Annotated in this window: 20 protein-coding genes and 1 pseudogene; 3 read left to right on the top strand and 18 right to left on the bottom strand. The window is 73.2% G+C overall.

The genetic code is table 11. The annotated features are described in order from the left end of the window. Window positions 1–64: 64 nt before the first annotated feature. From ispG to dxr, 3 genes are read right to left on the bottom strand one after another with little or no spacing between them, the layout of a single operon-like run. On the bottom strand, window positions 65–1,228 hold the full coding sequence (ispG, locus tag BUE43_RS20485; RefSeq protein WP_073485608.1) for a flavodoxin-dependent (E)-4-hydroxy-3-methylbut-2-enyl-diphosphate synthase: 1,164 nt from the start codon (window positions 1,226–1,228) through the stop codon (window positions 65–67). Between the two features lie 35 nt (window positions 1,229–1,263). Next, window positions 1,264–2,463 carry a M50 family metallopeptidase gene (locus tag BUE43_RS20480; protein ID WP_073486139.1) on the bottom strand — a complete coding sequence of 400 codons (1,200 nt, stop codon included), beginning with the start codon at window positions 2,461–2,463 and terminating at the stop codon, window positions 1,264–1,266. After that, window positions 2,460–3,746: a 1-deoxy-D-xylulose-5-phosphate reductoisomerase gene (gene dxr, locus BUE43_RS20475; RefSeq protein WP_073485605.1), complete on the bottom strand. Its 1,287-nt coding sequence runs from the start codon at window positions 3,744–3,746 to the stop codon at window positions 2,460–2,462. Before dxr ends, BUE43_RS20480 begins: the two co-directional genes overlap by 4 nt. 170 nt (window positions 3,747–3,916) lie before the next feature. Between dxr and BUE43_RS20470 the strand changes: the two genes are divergently transcribed. Then, a complete protein-coding gene (locus BUE43_RS20470; RefSeq protein WP_073485603.1) occupies window positions 3,917–4,183 on the top strand; it encodes a GlsB/YeaQ/YmgE family stress response membrane protein in 267 nt (88 codons plus the stop codon). A gap of 85 nt (window positions 4,184–4,268) precedes the next feature. Here BUE43_RS20470 and BUE43_RS20465 read toward each other — a convergent pair whose 3' ends face one another. From BUE43_RS20465 to BUE43_RS20450, 4 genes are read right to left on the bottom strand one after another with little or no spacing between them, the layout of a single operon-like run. After that, window positions 4,269–5,165, bottom strand: coding sequence for an ABC transporter permease (locus BUE43_RS20465; protein ID WP_234995812.1), 897 nt, complete (start codon window positions 5,163–5,165; stop codon window positions 4,269–4,271). Further along, window positions 5,162–6,013 carry an ABC transporter permease gene (locus BUE43_RS20460; protein ID WP_073485601.1) on the bottom strand — a complete coding sequence of 284 codons (852 nt, stop codon included), beginning with the start codon at window positions 6,011–6,013 and terminating at the stop codon, window positions 5,162–5,164. The genes BUE43_RS20465 and BUE43_RS20460 overlap by 4 nt, the downstream gene beginning before the upstream one ends. After that, a complete protein-coding gene (locus BUE43_RS20455) occupies window positions 6,013–7,176 on the bottom strand; it encodes a polyamine ABC transporter substrate-binding protein (protein ID WP_073485599.1) in 1,164 nt (387 codons plus the stop codon). The genes BUE43_RS20460 and BUE43_RS20455 overlap by 1 nt, the downstream gene beginning before the upstream one ends. 3 nt (window positions 7,177–7,179) lie before the next feature. Continuing rightward, complete coding sequence (locus BUE43_RS20450) at window positions 7,180–8,385, bottom strand: ABC transporter ATP-binding protein (protein WP_073485597.1); 1,206 nt, start codon at window positions 8,383–8,385, stop codon at window positions 7,180–7,182. 300 nt (window positions 8,386–8,685) lie between these two features. Between BUE43_RS20450 and BUE43_RS20445 the strand changes: the two genes are divergently transcribed. Further along, window positions 8,686–8,967, top strand: a complete 282-nt coding sequence (locus BUE43_RS20445) for a DUF2631 domain-containing protein (RefSeq protein ID WP_073486134.1) — start codon at window positions 8,686–8,688, stop codon at window positions 8,965–8,967. A 145-nt stretch (window positions 8,968–9,112) separates the two neighbouring features. Here the strand turns inward: BUE43_RS20445 and BUE43_RS34305 are convergent, their stop codons facing one another. From BUE43_RS34305 to tatA, 9 genes and pseudogenes are all read right to left on the bottom strand, one after another. Continuing rightward, window positions 9,113–9,259: a hypothetical protein gene (locus tag BUE43_RS34305; protein ID WP_159447762.1), complete on the bottom strand. Its 147-nt coding sequence runs from the start codon at window positions 9,257–9,259 to the stop codon at window positions 9,113–9,115. Further along, window positions 9,256–9,525 (bottom strand): type II toxin-antitoxin system Phd/YefM family antitoxin, encoded by a 270-nt coding sequence (locus tag BUE43_RS20440; RefSeq protein WP_073485595.1) that lies wholly within the window; start codon window positions 9,523–9,525, stop codon window positions 9,256–9,258. Before BUE43_RS20440 ends, BUE43_RS34305 begins: the two co-directional genes overlap by 4 nt. A 319-nt stretch (window positions 9,526–9,844) precedes the next feature. After that, window positions 9,845–9,943, bottom strand: a pseudogene (locus BUE43_RS36005) (FitA-like ribbon-helix-helix domain-containing protein); the annotation flags it as partial. 24 nt (window positions 9,944–9,967) lie between these two features. Beyond that, complete coding sequence (gene rlmN, locus BUE43_RS20430; protein WP_073485591.1) at window positions 9,968–11,089, bottom strand: dual-specificity RNA methyltransferase RlmN; 1,122 nt, start codon at window positions 11,087–11,089, stop codon at window positions 9,968–9,970. A gap of 133 nt (window positions 11,090–11,222) precedes the next feature. Continuing rightward, window positions 11,223–11,975, bottom strand: coding sequence for a class I SAM-dependent methyltransferase (locus BUE43_RS20425; protein ID WP_200797623.1), 753 nt, complete (start codon window positions 11,973–11,975; stop codon window positions 11,223–11,225). A gap of 59 nt (window positions 11,976–12,034) precedes the next feature. Then, the gene (locus BUE43_RS20420) at window positions 12,035–12,994 is read right to left on the bottom strand and encodes an LCP family protein (protein ID WP_073485589.1); all 960 of its coding nucleotides are present in this window, start codon (window positions 12,992–12,994) and stop codon (window positions 12,035–12,037) included. A 222-nt stretch (window positions 12,995–13,216) separates the two neighbouring features. Continuing rightward, window positions 13,217–14,374, bottom strand: coding sequence for a sensor histidine kinase (locus BUE43_RS20415; RefSeq protein WP_234995811.1), 1,158 nt, complete (start codon window positions 14,372–14,374; stop codon window positions 13,217–13,219). Between the two features lie 29 nt (window positions 14,375–14,403). Then, window positions 14,404–15,045: a response regulator gene (locus BUE43_RS20410; protein WP_143174270.1), complete on the bottom strand. Its 642-nt coding sequence runs from the start codon at window positions 15,043–15,045 to the stop codon at window positions 14,404–14,406. Between the two features lie 17 nt (window positions 15,046–15,062). Next, on the bottom strand, window positions 15,063–15,341 hold the full coding sequence (gene tatA / locus BUE43_RS20405; RefSeq protein WP_073485583.1) for a Sec-independent protein translocase subunit TatA: 279 nt from the start codon (window positions 15,339–15,341) through the stop codon (window positions 15,063–15,065). A 327-nt stretch (window positions 15,342–15,668) separates the two neighbouring features. Here tatA and BUE43_RS20400 point away from each other — a divergent pair, with 327 nt between their 5' ends. Continuing rightward, entirely contained in the window at window positions 15,669–16,469 is an 801-nt protein-coding gene (locus tag BUE43_RS20400; protein WP_073485581.1) for a VOC family protein, read from the top strand. Window positions 16,470–16,520: 51 nt separating this feature from the next. Here BUE43_RS20400 and BUE43_RS20395 read toward each other — a convergent pair whose 3' ends face one another. Continuing rightward, window positions 16,521–17,396, bottom strand: coding sequence for a phosphatidate cytidylyltransferase (locus tag BUE43_RS20395; RefSeq protein WP_073485579.1), 876 nt, complete (start codon window positions 17,394–17,396; stop codon window positions 16,521–16,523). Continuing rightward, entirely contained in the window at window positions 17,397–17,954 is a 558-nt protein-coding gene (gene frr / locus BUE43_RS20390) for a ribosome recycling factor (protein WP_073485576.1), read from the bottom strand. It abuts the gene before it with no gap. Between the last annotated feature and the right edge of the window lie 48 nt (window positions 17,955–18,002).

The raw sequence follows: 18,002 nt of genomic DNA, 5'->3' as shown, positions 1-18,002 counted from the left end.
CCCCGATATGCGTACGGTGACCCCCGACCGGAGCGGTTCAGAGCACTCGTGTGGAGTACAGAAGTCAGGAAACGGTGACAACCGGCTGACCGACGCCGGCCGCCAACTCACCCGACTCGGTCATCTCCTCGGCGATCCGCATCGCCTCTTCGATGAGCGTCTCGACGATCTTGGACTCGGGCACGGTCTTGACGACCTGGCCCTTGACGAAGATCTGGCCCTTGCCGTTGCCGGAGGCCACGCCCAGGTCGGCCTCCCGCGCCTCGCCCGGCCCGTTCACCACGCAGCCCATCACCGCGACCCGCAGCGGGATCTCCATGCCCTCCAGGCCGGCGGTGACCTCCTCGGCCAGCTTGTAGACGTCCACCTGGGCCCGGCCGCAGGACGGGCAGGAGACGATCTCCAGCTTGCGGGGCCGCAGGTTGAGCGACTGCAGGATCTGGATGCCGACCTTGACCTCCTCGACCGGAGGCGCCGACAGCGAGACGCGGATGGTGTCGCCGATCCCCTTGGCGAGCAGCGCGCCGAAGGCCACCGACGACTTGATCGTGCCCTGGAACGCCGGGCCGGCCTCGGTCACCCCGAGGTGCAGCGGGTAGTCGCACTGCTCGGCCAGCATCTCGTAGGCCCGCACCATCACGACCGGGTCGTGGTGCTTGACCGAGATCTTGATGTCGTGGAAGTCGTGCTCGGCGAACAGGCTCGCCTCCCACAGCGCCGACTCGACCAGCGCCTCCGGGGTGGGCTTGCCGTACTTGGCCAGCAGCCGGGGGTCCAGCGACCCGGCGTTGACGCCGATCCGGATCGGCGTGCCGTGGTCGCGGGCCGCCTGGGCGATCTCCCTGACCTTGTCGTCGAACTTCTTGATGTTGCCGGGGTTGACCCGGACCGCCGCGCAACCGGCCTCGATGGCGGCGAAGACGTACTTCGGCTGGAAGTGGATGTCCGCGATCACCGGGATCTGGGACTTGCGGGCGATCGCGGCCAGCGCGTCGGCGTCGTCCTGCGACGGGCAGGCCACGCGGACGATGTCGCAGCCGGACGCCGTCAGCTCCGCGATCTGCTGGAGCGTCGCGTTGATGTCGGCGGTGACCGTGGTGGTCATCGACTGGACCGAGACGGGGAACTCGCTGCCGACCCCGACCGACCCCACCATGAGCTGGCGGGTCTTGCGCCGCTCGGCGAGCACCGGCGGCGGGGTGGCGGGCATGCCCAGGTCGACGGTCATCGGGTCCTCTCAGCTCGTGCGTCGGCCAGTCCAGGTTACTGGGGGAGCCGGATGGGGTTGACGATGTCGGCGGTCACCGTGAGCAGCATCATCGCGCCGCCGAGCAGCATGAGCACGTACGTGATCGGGAGCAGTTTGGTGTAGTCGACCGGACCGCCCGCGGGCAGCCCCCGCATCCGGCGCACCCAGTCCCGCACGCGGCCGTAGACGTTCACGGCGATGTGCCCACCGTCCATCGGCAGCAGCGGCAGCAGGTTGAAGACGCCGACGAAGAAGTTCAGGCCGGCCAGGAGCATCAGGAACAGCTCCCACAGGCCCCGCTCGACCGCGTCGCCGCCGATGACGCTGGCGCCGACCACGCTGACCGGGCGCTGCGGGTCGTTCTCGCCCATGATGGCCCGCCAGACCGCCGGCACCTTCTCCGGAAGCTTCTTGATGCCCTCCCAGGTGTTGGCGAACATGTCGCCGGTCAGGCTCAGGGTGGCCGGCACGGCCTCCAGCACGCCGTGCTGGAGCATGCGCGAGTTCGACAGGCCCACGGCGCCGACGCTCACGAGCTGGGTCTCCCCGGGCTTGGGGTCCAGCGGGGCGCGCTGCACCCTGGCCACGTCCACGGTCAGCGTCTGCTCCTGGCCGTCCCGGCGGATCCGGAACGGCGTCGGGCCGGCCATCTCCCTGGTCGTCCGCAGGACGTCCTCGTAGGTGGCGGTGGCGCGCCCGCCGACGGCGAGGATCTCGTCGCCGGGCTTCAGGCCGGCCTGCCGGGCGGGGGCCGGGTCGCCGGGGGCGCAGCCCTTCTGGGTGGGCGTGGCCGGCACGCAGGCGCTGATCTCGCCGACGACGGGCTTGTTGCCCAGGTTCGGCAGGCCGATCGAGACCGCCATCAGGAACAGCACCAGGATGCCGATGATGAAGTGGGTGATCGACCCGGCGGCGAGCACGACCACGCGCTGCCACACCGGCTTGTTGTAGAAGGCGCGCGGCTCGTCGGCGGGGTCGACCTCCTCCAGCGCGGTCATGCCCACGATCTGCACGAACCCGCCGGCCGGGATGGCCTTGAGCCCGTACTCGGTCTCGCCCTTCCGGAACGAGAAGATCTTCGGCCCGAAGCCGACGAAGTACCGCGTGGCCTTCATGCCGAACGCCTTGGCGGTCAGCAGGTGGCCGAACTCGTGCAGGGCGATCGAGATGCCGATGCCCAACGCGAAGAGGACGACCCCGAGCACGAACGTCACCGCGTGTTCCTCCCCGCCTCGGCGGCCGCGCCGGCCGCCCCCACCAGTTCCCGCGCGCGTGCCCTGGCCCACTCCTCGGCCGCGACCACGTCCGCCACGGAGGCCGGCGCCGCGCGCCAGCCGTCAGCCTCGGACACCACCTCGGCGACCGTGTCGACGATCGCCGTGAACCGGATGCCGCCGGTGAGGAACGCCTCGACGGCCTCCTCGTTGGCCGCGTTGTACACCGCGGGCAGGCAGCCGCCGGCCGACCCGGCGGCCCTGGCCAGCTCGACCGCGGGGAACGCCTCGTCGTCCACCGGCTCGAACGTCCACGCCGTGGGCACCTGGAAACTACACGGCGCGGCGGCCCCGGGGACCCGGTCCGGCCAACCCAGCCCGAGCGCGATCGGCAGCCGCATGTCCGGCGGGCTGGCCTGGGCCAGCGTGGACCCGTCGGTGAACGCGACCATCGAGTGCACGACCGACTGGGGGTGCACCACGACGTCGATCCGCTCGTAGGGCACGCCGAACAGCAGGTGCGCCTCGATCAGCTCCAGGCCCTTGTTGACCAGCGTCGCCGAGTTGAGCGTGATGACCGGCCCCATCGCCCACGTCGGGTGGGTCAGCGCCTGCTCCACGGTGACCTCGGCCAGCTCCGCGCGCCGCCGGCCGCGGAACGGGCCGCCCGACGCGGTCAGCACCAGGCGGTCGACCTCCTCGGACCGACCGCCGCGCAGGCACTGCGCGAGCGCGGAGTGCTCGGAGTCCACCGGCACGATCTGGCCGGGGCGCGCGGCGGCCAGCACGAGCGGCCCGCCGGCGATGAGCGACTCCTTGTTGGCCAGCGCGAGGGTGGCTCCGGTGCGCAGCGCCTCCAGGGTCACGGGCAGTCCCCGCGAGCCGACCACGGCGTTGAGCACGACGTCGGCCGGCGTGGTGGCGACCAGCTCGGTCACCGCGTCCGGGCCGACGAGGATGCGGGGCAGCCGGAACTCGCCGCGCTCGTACCCCCGGCGCTGGGCCGCGGCGTAGAGGGCGAGCTGCAGGTCCTCGGCGGCGGTCGCCCTGGCCAGGGCGACGGCGGACACGCCGAACTCGAGCGCCTGCTCGGCGACGGTGGCCGGGTCGGCGCCGCCGGCGGCCAGGCCGGCGACGCGGAACCGGTCCGGGTTGGCCCGGACCACGTCCAGCGCCTGCGTGCCGACCGACCCGGTCGACCCGAGGACGAGCACGCTGCGCTGGTGGGAGGGGGACGTCTGGGGTGCTGCGGGCGCTGCGCCCTGGCTGCCGGCGGACTCCATCGCGCCCATTGTCCCCGAACCGGGGTAAGCCCCCGTTGAGGTGTCAGAAGATAACGTCCTGATAACGACGGCACTCCGGTGAGCGTGAGGTCGGCGCCCGCGGGCAACTCAGTAGCGGCGGTAGTGATCGCCGAGGGCGCGCCCCAGGCGCGCCGAGGAAGGAGACACCGGTGGGCATCATCGGCTGGATCGTGCTTGGCCTGCTCGCGGGCGCCCTGGCCAAGGCCATCATGCCCGGTAGGGACCCGGGCGGGATCTTGGTGACGATGCTGCTGGGCATCGTCGGCGCCTTCGTGGGCGGCTTCATCGGTCGGTTGATCTTCAACACCGACCTGGGCCAGTTCTTCGACCTGCGGACCTGGCTGCTGGCCATCCTCGGCTCGATCGTCGTGCTGGCGATCTACCGGGCTGTCACCGGCAAACGCGTCACCCATTGACCCCATCTGACACGACCGACCGCGGCGCCCCGCCCACCGTCCTCCGACGTGGGCGGGGCGCCGCGGTCGACGTCTGTCCGGGACGTCAGTTCGGCAGGGCGAGCTCGGCCCGGCGGCCCGCCCGTCGTGCCCGCCACGAGACGGCCGCGACACCGACCAGCAGCAGCGCGGCGCTCACCGCGACCATCAGCGTGGACAGCGCGACGATCTCCGGCGACACCCCGCGCTTGCTCGCCTGCCCGTAGATGAACACCGGCAGCGTGGTGGACCCCACGCCGGTCAGGTAGCTGGAGATCACCAGGTCGTCGAAGGACAGCAGGAAGGCGAACGCCGCACCCGCCACCACGGCCGGCGCGACCAGCGGCAACGTGACCGTGCGGAACGCGGTCAGCGGACCGGCGCCGAGGTCGGCGGCGGCCTCCTCCAGCCGGAGGTCCATCCCCGCCAGCCGGGACCGCACCACGACGACCACGAAGCTCAGCGAGAACGCCACGTGCGCGGCCAGCAACGCGCCGAAGCCCAGCGGGATGCCGGCGAGCTTGACGCAGAACGCCAGCAGGCTGACCCCCATCACCACCTCGGGCACCACCAGCGGCAGGCTGAGCAGCACCGTCCACAACCCGCGGCCCCGGAACACCCGGCGCAGACCGAACGCGGCGAGCGTCCCGACCACGGTGCAGACCGCCGCGCTGCTCAGCGCCAACCGCAGCGTGAGGCCGAGCGCGGACCGCACCCGCTCGTCGACGACCAGCTCGGCGTACCAGCGGGTGGAGAACCCGGTGAACCGGCTCACCGTGCGGGAGTCGTTGAACGACACCAGCGCCAGCCACAGGATCGGCGCGTACAGGAACGCGAACACCACGGCCACCGCGGCGATCAGGGCCCACGGGCGCCGCCCGCCGCGTCCGCGCCGGGTCCTGGGCGCGTTCTCCCGCGCGCCGGCGGCGTCGTTGCCGGGGTTCAGGGCAGGGCGCGCGCTCACAGCACGTCCTCCCCTCGCCGGCCGCGGACGACGAGCACCACGACCACGAGCGCCATCAGCAGCACCGCCATCGCCGAGCCCAGCGGCCAGTTGTTGCCACCCCGGAACTGGTCGTCGATGACGCTGCCGAAGGTGGACTGGTCGACGCCGCCGAGCAGCCTGGGCGTGACGAAGTCGCCGGCGGCGGGCACCAGCACGAGCAGGGAGCCGGCCAGCACGCCCGGCCGCACCCCGGGCAGCACCACCCGGAAGAAGGTCGACACCCGACCGTGGCCGAGGTCGTAGGAGGCCTCCACCAGCCGGTGGTCGAACCGCTCGCACGCCACGTACAGCGGCAGCACCATGAACGGCAGGAAGCCGTAGGTGAGGCCGAGCACCACGGCCCCGTCGGTGAGCAGGAAGCCGCCGTCCCTTCCCAGACCGACCAGGCCGAGCAGCCGGTTCACCAGCCCGTCGCCGTCCAGCAGCGCCTTCCAGGCGTAGATGCGGGCCAGGTAGCTCGCCCAGAACGGCACCAGGACCGCGGCCAGCAGCGCGTTGCGGTGCCGCCCGCCGTGCCGCGCGATGAACCACGCCAGCGGGAAGCCGAGCAGCAGGCAGGCCGCCGTGGTCAGCGCCGCGTAGGCCAGCGTGCGGCCGAAGATCGGCAGGAACGCCGGGTCGAGGGCGGTGCGGTACGCCTGCGCCGTCCAGGGCAGCACCACCCGCAGCGGGCCGGTGTCCCTGGTGGCGAAGCTGTACTGCACCACCAACGCCAACGGGACGAGCAGGAACAACGCCAGCCACAGCCCGGTGGGGAGCAGCAGCAGGTTGGCGGAGAGCCAGCGGGGAGCGCGACGCCGTGCCATCAGCCCGTCTTGACCTTGGTCCACGCGTCGGCGTACCTGGCCTCCACGTCCGGCCCGAGGTCCTTGGTGAACGGCAGCTTCGCGAGCACGTCGGCCGGCGGGTACACCAGCGGGTCGTTCAGCAGCTCCTTGTCGACCATCGGCTTGGCGGCGGCGTTGGCGCTGCCGTAGCGGATCGCGTTGGCGAGCTTGGCGCCGACGTCGGGGCGCAGCACGTAGTCGAGGAAGCGGTGCGCGTTCTCGGCGTGCGGCGCCTTGGCCGGGACGCACAGCAGGTCGACGTAGCTCATGCCGCCCTCGCGCGGGATGGCGTAGGCGAGGTCGGCGTTGGCCTTCCTGGCCTGGAAGGCGTCGCCGGAGTAGCACTGCGCGAGCGGCACCTGACCCGAGGTGAGCGGCTCGATCACGTCCGAGGTGATCTGGCCGATCTTCTTCTTGAGGTCGAGCAGGTAGCGGGTGGCGTCCTCGATCTGCTTCGCGTCCTTGGTGTTCGGGTCGTGCCCCAACGCCAGCAGGCCGATCATCATCCCGTCCCTGGCCTCGTCCAGGATCGTGCTGCGCCCCCGGGCGCCGGCCAGGTCGTAGGCGGAGAACCCGGTGACCTCGGCGCCGAGCTGGCTCCGCGAGTAGGCCAGGCCGGTCGTGCCCCACGCCCACGGGATCGAGTACCGGTTGCCCGGGTCGTAGTCGGCCTCCCGGAACCGCTGCTCCAGGTTGCGCAGGTTGGGGATGAGGTCGTGGTCCAGCGGCCGCACCAGGTTCGACCGCAGGAACCGGCGCAGGAAGTTGTCGCTGGGCACGACCAGGTCGTAGCCGGCCGCCCCGGAGGCGATCTTGGCCTCCAGCTCGTCGTTGGAGCTGAAGTTGTCGTAGGTGACCTGGATGCCGGTCTCGGCCTGGAAGCCGGGCACGGTGTCCTCGGCGATGTAGTCGGTCCAGTTGAAGAAGTTCAGCTTCTTCTCGTCGACCGCGTTGCTCGCCTTGACGTCGGCGCTGGACCCGCCGCCGGGCGCGGGCGGCGCCTCGGAGATCCCGCAGGCCGCCGCGCCCTGCGCGGCCAGCGCGAAGAAGGCCATCGACCGCAGCACCGAGCGGCGGGTCACCCGCGGGCTGTCGGTGTCCCACAACCGCGCGACGCGCACGGTCGGCCTGTTGTCACCCATCGGTCAGCGCACCTCCTCGACCAGTTCGCGCTCGGCCCGGCCAGCCGGCTCGGCGTCCAGCACGACGGTGAACTCGGGGTCCCAGGCCATGCGCACCGGCTGGCCCGGCGTGCCGGCGTCGGAGATCCGCCGCGCGTTCTGCACGAACGCCACCAGCGAGCCGCCGCCGGGCACGTCGACGACGTACTGGGTGGACATGCCGGTGTAGACGACGTCGGCGACGGTGCCGGTGAGCGAGCACCAGCCCGCGGGCGGCTGCTCGTCGCCGTCGGCGTCGTACAGGTGCAGCTTCTCCGGGCGCACCGTGACGGCCAGCCGCTGCCCGTGCCGCACCGCGCGCCGCTCCGGCAGCGTCGCCCGCAGCCGCTCCACGCCGTCGGCGGTCAGCTCCACGACGCCACTTTCCACCCCGGCGACGGTGGCGTCCATGATGTTGGAGGTCCCGATGAACCCGGCCACGAACCGGGTGCCCGGCCGCTCGTAGACGTCCTCCGGGTAGCCGACCTGCTCCACCCGGCCCGCGTTCATGACCGCGACCCGGTGCGACAGGACCAGCGCCTCCTCCTGGTCGTGGGTGACGTAGAGGAACGTCGTGCCGACCTCGCGCTGGATGCGCATCAGCTCGATCTGCATCTGCTTGCGCAGCTTCGCGTCCAGCGCGCCGAGGGGCTCGTCGAGCAGCAGGACGCGGGGCCGCGCGGCCAGCGCGCGGGCGATGGCCACCCGCTGCTGCTGCCCGCCGGACAACTCCGCGGGGCGGCGCTTGGCGAACGCCGACAGCTGCACCAGCTCCAGGTGCTCGCCCACCCGTTCGCGCAGCTCACTGCCCTTGACGCGCTTGCGGCGCAGGCCGTAGGCCACGTTGTCCCACACGCTCATGTGCGGGAACAGCGCGTAGGACTGGAAGACCGTGTTGACGTCCCGCCGGTAGGGCGGGACGCCCACCATGTCGACGCCGTCCAGCTCGATCCGGCCGGCGTCGGGGTCGACGAACCCGGCGACCATCCGCAGGAGCGTGGTCTTGCCGCAGCCCGACGGGCCGAGCACCGAGAAGAACTCGCCCTCGTGCACGCGCAGGTCGATCCCGTCGACCGCCACCTGGTCGGAGAAGCGTTTCTCGACCCCGTAGATCCCCACCTCGACCGGCGCGAAGGTGTCGGGCGTGCGCTCCTCTGCCGGGTGGAACCCGCCAGGCGGCTCATCGGTCAATCCGGGCACCTTCCAGGCAGTCTTCGGCCGCGACAGGCCGTACGGGGGACGGGACGGGGGTCGGCGGCCGCCGCCGGCGGCCCGGTGGCGGTCCTCGGCGACCGCGCTCAGGCGCCGCCGCGCGCCGTCCGGACGCGGACGCCCCGCGGAACGCGGGCGCGGGCGGGCCCGCGATGGGCCAGGGTAGACGAGTTCGACCGGTCACAGCCAACGGAGGCGGCCGAGGTCACCACCCGATCGTGTGGGACGATGAGCCCCGCAACCGACCGTGACGCTGGCGCAGGAGAGGTAGTGGCCACTGTGTCGAACTCATCCAACTCGTCCTCCTCGGAGCTGGAGAAGCGGCACGCCGTGACGGCGCTCGACCTGGAGCAGGAGCCGTCGGCGGAGTGGGGCTGGCACGGCACCTTCCCCCGGGCGACGCAGATCGCCGGCTGGTTGACCGCCGCCGTGATGCTGCTGATGCTCATCGGCAACCACCGCGGCCACGTCGAGGACATCTTCCTCGTGCTGATCGCCGTGACCATGGCCTTCATGCTGGTGCGCGACATCATCAAGCGCCGCACCCACTGGCGCCGCTGAGGCCGCCGGACACCGACACGCGAAAGGCGCGTCCAGGACCCCGTCCCGGACGCGCCTTTCTCCGTACGCGCCCCGACTCGATCCCAGATCACCAAGTGATCGTCATGGCGACCGGGGGAGGCAACGCGCCCACGAGGGCGGGAGGTCATCGCGGGCGGTAGACCTCGGCACGGTGCCTGACACGCGGCGCCGTGACCTCGCGGCGATCATCGTCGATCTCGTGGAGCAGCGAGCCCGTGATGAACCCGATCACGGCGGAAGCGACGCTCTCCGGCAGCTCGTCCTGGATCACGAACGGGTCCGACGAGCGCGAACGGCGTCCACGCCGCGAACGACCTCACCACGAGCGAGTTCGTCCCGGCTCTGCCGGAGGGCCGCCGCGTTCGGGACGCTCATGGTCTCCAGCGTCTCTTCGAGGGCCGTCAGGTCGTCGTACCCGATCAGCACCGCTGCGGGCCGTCCGTTCCTGGTCACGACCACGCGCTCGTGCTCGCGTTCGGCCCGATCGACGAATTCCGACAAGTGGCCACGCACCGTTCGCAGCGGCTCAGCGGTCATGGCCACAATCGTGGCGCGCCCCCGATGGCCACCAGGTTCGGCTCCACCCTGTCCGCCGCGCCTCGTGGGGAGGATCCCCTCCGTCGTGCGCGGTCCGGGCACCCGGTACGGCCTGAATCCACCTCGCGTGACACTCCGGCAAGCACCACTCCGGCCCAAGCGTGCCCCACCGTCTCCGTCAGGGCAGCTCCGCACCGCGCGCGGCCTCGGTCCGCTCCGGAAGGTCGAGCTGGCAGTCCCCCACGTCACCGAACCCGCGGCGAATCCGGGACCTCATCCCCTCACCACGGATCGACGTGGGTGGCACCGAGGTGAGAACGGCCGGTGTCTCCGCTTCCGGGGAACGGCCGTGCTCAGCGAGGCGAACACGCAGTTCCGCCTTCAGGCCCTGGTCGAAGTCACGGACTGTCAGGACCACCAGGCCCCCATCCGGCGCGGGGGCTCAGCCCTCGGCGGCGAGCTGACCGCAGGCCGCGGCGATCTCCTGCCCGCGCGTGTCCCGCACGGTGCAGGCCACGCCCTGCTCCTGGACCCGCCGCACGAACTCCCGCTCGACCGGCTTCGGGCTGGCGTCCCACTTGCTGCCCGGGGTCGGGTTGAGCGGGATCAGGTTGACGTGGGCGAGCTGCCCGAGGTGCTTGCGCAGCAGCTTGCCCAGCAGGTCCGCGCGCCAGCCGTGGTCGTTGATGTCGCGGATCAACGCGTACTCGATGGAGACCCGGCGGCCGGTCCGGTCCGCGTAGCCCCGCGCGGCCTCCAGCACCTCGGCGACCTTCCACCGGGTGTTCACCGGCACCAGCGTGTCCCGCAGCTCGTCGTCCGGGGTGTGCAGCGACACCGCCAGCCGGACCTGGAGACCCTCCTCGGTCATCTTCCGGATGGCCGGGACCAGACCGACCGTCGAGACGGTCACCGAGCGCTGCGAGATGCCGAGGCCGTTCGGCGCCGGGTCGCAGATCCGGTGCACAGCGTCGATCACCCGGCGGTAGTTGGCCAGCGGCTCGCCCATGCCCATGAACACGATGTTCGTGAGCCGGCCCGCCTGGGCGTCGTCGGCGGAGCCGGGCAGCAGCCCGTCCCGCATGGCGGCGGCCGCGGCCCGCACCTGCTCCACGATCTCGGCCGTGGACAGGTTGCGCTGCAGGCCGGCCTGGCCGGTGGCGCAGAACGGGCAGGCCATGCCGCAGCCGGCCTGGCTGGAGATGCACACCGTCGCCCGGTCCGGGTACCGCATGAGCACGCTCTCCAGCAGCGTGCCGTCGTGGGCCTTCCACAGCGTCTTGCGGGTCAGGCCGTCGTCGCAGGTCACGTGGCGCACGGGCGTGAGCAGCGGCGGCAGCAGGCGCTCCGCGAGCCGGGCCCTGGCGGCGGCCGGGATGTCGGTCATCGCCTCCGGGTCGGCGGTGAGCCGGCCGAAGTAGTGGTGCGACAGCTGCTTGGCCCGGAAGGGCTTCTCCCCCAGCTCGACGACGGCGGCCTGGCGCTGCTCGGCGGAGAGGTCGGCGAGGTGCCGCGGCGGCAGGCCACGGCGCGGGGCGTCGAACACGAGTGGGAGCGAAGTCATAACGCGCTCCAGTGTCCCAGATCGACCAGCTCACCCGGCCGCCGTCCGCCTGTTACGCCCACCGCACCCCATGTCCGCCGCAGCGGGGGAAGCCGCGGCGCGGCACGCTCGTCGCGACCCGCCCCGCGCCGACTCAGGCGCGGACGATCCCCGTCGGCTTGCGGCGGACGTGCAGCCGGTAGCGGACCGGGATGGTCAGGCCGGACGACTCGGCGATCGCCCGCTCCGCGACCCGGGGCGAGAACTCGATCCGCAGCACGGCCGCCAGGCTCTCCCGGTCCGGGAACCGCCACAGGGTGTCGACCCGCCGGCAGTCGAACCCGTGCCGCGCGAAGAACGCCTCGACCGCCGACGGGTCGTAGTGCGGCATGTCGGCGCGCATCCAGGCCCCGTAGGGCCCGGCGGTGGCATCGAGGTCGACGACCGCGAGAGCGCCGCCCGGACGCAGCACCCGGTCGGCCTCCCGCAGACCGGGCTCGCAGCCCGGCCCGAAGAAGTAGGCGGTGCGGGCGTGCACGAGGTCCGCGCTCGCCTCCGCCAGCGGCAACCGCTGCGCCGGTCCGGCCAGCACGGTCACGTTGGTGAGCTCAGCCACCCGGCGTCGCGCCCGCTCGACCAGCGGCGCGTGCGGCTCCACCCCGGTCACCGAGCGGGCCGAGGCGGCGAACACCGGCAGGTGGAACCCGTCGCCGCAGCCGACGTCGACCACGTCGCGCCCGGCGAAGTCGTGGGCCGCCCGCAGGGCACCCCAGATCGCCCCGCCGGAGTCCTGCGCGTGGTTCTCCACCTCGTACACGTCCGGCCAGTGCCAGATGTTCGGGCTGGGCACCACGGTGCCGGTGGCGCCCGGGTCGGGGGCGCGGGCCGCGGCCAGGGCCGCCCGCACGTAGTTCTTCACCCCTTCGCTCTACCAGGTGACGTGCGGGCGTGCCAGTCTCCCGTCCGCTACTCGGGCAGCGGCGCGTCGGCGGCGAGCGCCGCGAAGAGGCGCCGGCTCGCCTCGACGTCGAGCAGCACCCGGTCGGCGGGGTGCGCCCGGCCCGGCTCGGGCTCGTGGTCCGGGAAGGCGATCGGAGCGGTCCGGAAGACGAACCGCTCCGGCGGAACGGACCGCAGGGCGGAGACGAGGCGCTCCAGGTCGGCGAGCGAGGTCTGCCCGTCCGCGGTGGTCGCGGCCAGCACGGCCGACACGGCCTCCCGCAGCCGGGCCGGATCGGCCAGGACGTCGGTGCTCGCGGCCTTCCTGGCCACCGCCAGCATGAACCGCTGCTGCCACTGGACGCGCCACGGGTCCGCCCCGTCGCCGAGGTGGCACCGCGCCCGCACGTAGGCCAGCGCCCCCTCCCCGTCCAGCTCGTTGCGCCCCGGCCGCAGCTCCAGCCCGCTGTCCGGGTCGGACACCGGACCCGGCCCGGGGTGGTCGACCGCGACCCCGCCCAGCGCGTCCACGACCGCCCGGAAGCCCTCGTAGTCGAGCTGGACGTACCGCGTCACCACCATGCCCGTGAGCTTCTGCACCGTCCGCGCGGTGCAGGTGGGGCCGGCGGTGTCCAGCGCCGAGTTGAGCATCCCGGTGTAGGGCGCGGTCCAGCCACCGCCCGGACGGGGGCAGGAGGGCACGTCCACCCAGGCATCGCGGGGGATGCTGACGGCGGTGACGCTCGCGCGGTCCGCCGGCACGCGCACCAGCACGACCGCGTCCGACCGGGCGCCGGAGACCCCGGCCCGGCCGGACCGGGAGTCCGCTCCGATGAGGAGGACGTTCTCGGCGGCCCGCCGCCGGCCGGCGCCGACCGGGTTCGGGGCCTCGGTGGTCGGGAGGACCCCGTCGACGCGGTGCATCGCCGCGCCCAACCGCCACCACGTCGCCCCGAAGGTGCTCATGACCAGGACCGCGACGACCACCGGCCCCAGCAGGCTCCCCCGTGCCCAGCGGCGGCGCCGCGCTGGTCGAAGGTGATGCCGCGGTCTCCGCCGCGTGACCCTCGACGCAGATCCCATCGCCGACCACTGTCCCGGGGCCGCCCGCGCGGGGTCGCCGCCCACCGGGACCGATCCGGGGTGGGCCGACCCCAGCCGATCGGCCGAGGCCGATCGGAGGAGCCCGACCGCTCCCACCTCGGGAGATCAGTACGGCAGCTCGACCTCGACGACGGTGCCCCCGCCCTCGCGGGGCCGCACGTGGAACGCGCCGCCGGCGCCGGTGACCCGCACCTGCTGGCTGGCCAGGCCGATGTGCCCCTCGGCGATGCGCCGGCGGAGCACACCCGGCTCGATGCCGACCCCGTCGTCCCGCAGGCACAGCCGCAGCCGCCCGTCCCGCGCGGTGAGCAGCAACTCCACCCGCGAGGCCCGCGCGTGCCGCTCGACGTTGGCCAGCAGCTCGCGCGCGGCGGAGTACACGAGTTGCTCGGCGGGGTGCCGGGGCACCGGGTCGATCCGGCAGTCGAGGTCGAACCGCCCCCGGCGGGCCGCCCGCTCCCCCAGGCTGCGCAACGCCTGCGCGAGGCCGGCCTCCCGCAGCACCCTCGGGTGCAGGTCGAACACCGCCTCCCGCAACTCCCGCACGGTGTCGGTGACCACCTCGCGCACTCGGTGCCACCACGGCCCGCGGTGCTCCGGCCCGACCTCCTCCAGGTCCAGCCGCACCGCGAGCAGGTTCTGCACCGCGCCGTCGTGCAGCGCCTCGGCCAGCGCCGCCCGCTCCCGGTCCTCGACCCGCAGGACCTCGGCGAGCAGCCGCTCCCGCTCGTCCAGCAACCGCTGGATCCGCTCGTTGCGACGCCCCAGCGCGACGGTCAGCAGGGTGCACATGCCGGTCAGCCAGAACAGGTAGCTCGCGTCCGTGCCGGCCCGCAGCAGGTCGTAGAGCATCCCCCTGGACGGGTCCAGGTTGGCCACGTCCTCCGGCCGCAGCGGCGCCAGCACGAGCACCGCGTGCCCGACGAGCCCGGCGAGGCCCACACCGGCGGTCAGCCAGGCCCGGTTCCACGGGATCGCGACGACCGGCAGCAGGAAGTACGCGTACCGCGCCTCCGAGCCAGGCCCCCTGGACAGCGCGGCGAGGACGGTGATCACCACGACGTCGACGGCGGCGGCCACCACCGCCACGGTCGGCCCGACGCGCTCCGGCCGCGTAACGAACCGCAGCCACCCCAGCGCCCACACCGCGTAGACCGCGACGACGGCGAAGAACGCCACGCGCTGGTTGCCCTGGGTGGCCGCCAGCCCACCCAGGGACAGCGGGAGGACCAGGAGCAGCCGCGCCCACCCGGCGCCGCGCACCGACGCCGGGCCCCTCGGTTCGGCCGGACTCACTCCAGCAGACCGCGGCGCATGGCCTCAGCCACCACCGCCGCCCGGTCGCCCACCCCGAGCTTCTCGTACAGCCGCTGCGTGTGGCTCTTCACCGTGCTCGGGCTCAGGTGCAGGTTCCGCGCCACCTGCGGGATGGTCAGGCCCGCGGCGAAGGACCGCAGCACCTCGCGCTCCCGTTCGGTCAGCGCCGGGCGGTGCTGGCCCCCGCGCATCCGGATCTGCCCGGCCAGGCCGGTGGCCACCTCGGGCGGCAGCACCGCCTGGCCCCTGGCCACCCGCAGCACCGCGTCGATGATCTGGTCCCGGTCGGCGTCCTTGCCCAGGTAACCGGCCGCGCCGCGCTCCAGGGCCTCGAACACGACGGGGCCGTCGGTGGTCGCCGAGATCAGCAGCACCCGGCAGTCGAGCCCGTCCCTGGTGACCGCGTCGGCGACCTGCACGCCGTTCCTGCCCGGCAGGTTGTAGTCGACGACGAGCACGCACGGGGCGTGCTCCCTGGCCGCCGCCAGCGCCTGGTCGCCGTCGGCGACCGCGGCGACCACCTCGAGGTCGTGGTTCCAGCCCAGGGCGCGGCGCAGCCCGTCCCGGTAGATGGGGTGATCCTCAGCGATCACCACCCGGACCCGGTCGCCGCTCACGCGCGCAGCCCCCTCGTTCACCGACCCGTCGACCCGCCGGCCGGCGGCCGCGGCACCTCCACCCGCGGCGCCTCCACCCGGGGCGCCGGCCGCTCCTGCCCGGTCGGGCCGCCACCGGCGGAGCCATCGTAGGCCGCGGCCTCGCCCCCGGACTGCCCGGCGGTGCCCATCTCCGCCCGGAAGATCCGCAACGACCTGCCGACCGACCGCGCCGCGTCCGGCAACCGCTTCGCGCCGAACAACAGGGCGAACGCCGCGATGACGACGATCCAGTGCCAGGGGCTGAGCCCACCCATCGTCCCGACCTCCCGTTCCCCCGGCCGCCCGGGGCGCGCCGTGTCGCCCGACCGCGGCAGGGAGCGAGGCGGCGGACGGGTGGTGGCCGGTCGCCCCCTGCCGGGCTGGGCGGCGGGGGAGACCCCCGCCCACACCACGACGCTAGGACCGCACCCGGATGGGGCATCACCGACCAGCGGGTCACCCCGTGGTCGACCAGCGGCCCCCCGATCGGGGGATGTCCGGGCGCGGTGCGGCCGTCGGTGTTCCCCCTGCCGGCCTAGGGTCCGACGTGGATTCCCGCCGATCACACGGTCTCCCCCGCCGTGCGGGAGAGGAGGGCGCCCATGGTCCACGCCGACCCGGCCGGCTTCGCGCCGGGCACCCCGTGCTGGGTCGAGCTCGCCAGCCCCGACCCGCGGGCCACCCGCGAGTTCTACGCCGGCCTGTTCGGCTGGCGCTACGCCATCAACCCCGACCCGTCCACCGGCAACTACACCTTCGCCCTGGTCCACGACCGCCCGGTGGCCGGCGTGTACACCAACCCCGGCCGACAGCCGGGCGAGCTGGGCACGTGGATGCTCTACCTCGCCACCGTCGACGCCGTCCGCACCGCGGAACAGGTCAGCCTGCTCGGCGGGCAGCTCGTCCACGGCCCGGTCGAACTGCCGGGGTGCGGGCACATGCTGATCGCCGCCGACCCGACCGGCGCGGTCGTCGGCTTCTGGCAGCCCACCGGGACCTGGCGGTTCGGCACGGCCCTGCCCGGCGCGGTGAGCCGCGGCGAGCTGCACTCCCGGGACGGCGCGACGGCCGACACGTTCTTCGCCGCGCTCTTCGGATACGCCCAGGAACCCTGGGACGACCCGCGGACCGCCGACTACACCCTCTGGTCGCTGGGCGGCAGGACGATCCGGCTCGGGCGGCTGGGGATGGGCCCGGAGTTCCCCCGCGAGATGCCGCCGCACTGGATGGTCTACTTCGACGTCGACCCGGAGGTGGGCGTCGACCGGCTGGCGGAGCGGGCGGTGCGCCACGGCGGGCACGTGGCGCTCGCGCCGTTCGCCACACGCGAGGGGCGCGTCGCGGTGCTCGCCGATCCCTGTGGCGCCACCTTCGCCGTGCTCGACGCCACCACGCGGTCCTGACCACCGCCCGCCGCGCCCCGGCTCCGCCGCGGCGCGCACGCGAGGCGGTGGTCAGGCCGGGACGAACGCGCGCAGCAACAACCAGGACACCACCGCCGACGGCAGCAGGGAGTCCAGACGGTCCATCAGCCCGCCGTGGCCGGGCAGCAGCGTGCCCATGTCCTTGATCCCCAGATCCCGCTTGATCATGGACTCGACGAGGTCGCCCACGGTCGCCGTGACCACCAGCGCCGCGCCGAACAACACGCCCTGCCACCAGTGGCCGCCCAGCAGCAGGCTCACCGACAGGGCGCCGCCGACCACACCGGCCACCATTGACCCGGCGAAACCCTCCCACGACTTCTTCGGGCTGATCGCCGGCGCCATCGGGTGGCGCCCGAACAGCACCCCGGCGACGTACCCGCCGGTGTCCGAGCAGACCACTCCGATCATGAAGCAGAGCACGCGGTACTGCCCGTCGTCGGGCACCACCAGCATCGCCGCGAACGACGCGAACAGCGGCACGTAGGCCGCCGTGAACACCGAGGCGGCCACGTCCCGCAGATAGCCGTCCGCGCCGGCGCGCATCCGCCACACCAGGCAGCACAGGATGGTGACCACGAACGCGGCCAACACCCCGCTCCGCCCGAACGGCCAGGACAACCACACCATGGCCTGGCCGCCGAGCAGCAGCACGGGCAGCTGGAGCTGGATGCCGGCGCCCCGGCGCAACGCGCCGGCGAGCTCCCACGTCCCGACCGCGACGGCGAGCGCGGCGATCCCGACGAACACCTCGCGCACGGTGAGCAGCGCCACCAGGATCGCCGCGCCGAGCCCGACGCCGACCGCGATCGCCGCCCGGAGGTCCCGGCCAGCCCGCGAAGGCTTCTTCCCTGATGTGCCGCCGGACGCGCCGGCGGCATCCCCCCGTTGGCTGGCCGTCACCACTCAGACCTCGAGAAGCTCGGTTTCCTTGTGCTTGACCAGCACGTCGATCTGGGAGACGTACTTGTCGGTGAGGGCCTGCAGCTCCTTCTCGGCCCGCACGCCGTCGTCCTCACCGGCCTCGCCGTCCTTGACGATGCGGTCCAGCTCGTCCTTGGCCTTGCGGCGGATGTTGCGGACGGACACCTTCGCGTCCTCGCCCTTGCCCTTGGCGATCTTCACCATCTCGCGCCGCCGCTCCTCGGACAGCGCCGGGATGACCACGCGGATGATGGTGCCGTCGTTGCTCGGGTTGACGCCCAGGTCGGAGTCCCTGATCGCCTTCTCGATGGCGCGGAGCTGGCTGGCGTCGTAGGGCTTGATGACCGCCATCCGCGCCTCGGGCACCGAGATGCTGGCCATCTGGTTGATCGGCGTCGGCGCACCGTAGTAGTCGACCGTGATGCCGTGGAACATGGCGGGGTTGGCCCGGCCGGTGCGCACCGTGGCCAGCTCGTCCTTGGCCACCGACACCGCCTTCTCCATCTTCTCCTCGGCGTCGAGGAGTGTCTCGTCGATCACGGCTGCTCCTTCTGTGCTTTCTGCTGCGGGGTGGACGCTCGCGGTGAG

Origin of the sequence: Streptoalloteichus hindustanus (assembly GCF_900129375.1) — a bacterium.
Classification (GTDB): domain Bacteria; phylum Actinomycetota; class Actinomycetes; order Mycobacteriales; family Pseudonocardiaceae; genus Streptoalloteichus; species Streptoalloteichus hindustanus.
Note: the sequence above shows the minus strand (reverse complement) of the source record. Positions and strands in the feature narration are given on the sequence as shown.

Excerpts from the sequence above, each read along its gene's own strand:
- rlmN (WP_073485591.1), bottom strand. The coding sequence starts at position 11,089 with ATGACTTCGCTCCCACTCGTGTTCGACGCCCCGCGCCGTGGCCTGCCG.
- BUE43_RS20400 (WP_073485581.1), top strand. The coding sequence starts at position 15,669 with ATGGTCCACGCCGACCCGGCCGGCTTCGCGCCGGGCACCCCGTGCTGG.
- ispG (WP_073485608.1), bottom strand. The coding sequence starts at position 1,228 with ATGACCGTCGACCTGGGCATGCCCGCCACCCCGCCGCCGGTGCTCGCC.
- tatA (WP_073485583.1), bottom strand. The coding sequence starts at position 15,341 with ATGGGTGGGCTCAGCCCCTGGCACTGGATCGTCGTCATCGCGGCGTTC.
- BUE43_RS20440 (WP_073485595.1), bottom strand. The coding sequence starts at position 9,525 with ATGACCGCTGAGCCGCTGCGAACGGTGCGTGGCCACTTGTCGGAATTC.
- BUE43_RS20455 (WP_073485599.1), bottom strand. The coding sequence starts at position 7,176 with ATGGGTGACAACAGGCCGACCGTGCGCGTCGCGCGGTTGTGGGACACC.
- BUE43_RS20460 (WP_073485601.1), bottom strand. The coding sequence starts at position 6,013 with ATGGCACGGCGTCGCGCTCCCCGCTGGCTCTCCGCCAACCTGCTGCTG.
- dxr (WP_073485605.1), bottom strand. The coding sequence starts at position 3,746 with ATGGAGTCCGCCGGCAGCCAGGGCGCAGCGCCCGCAGCACCCCAGACG.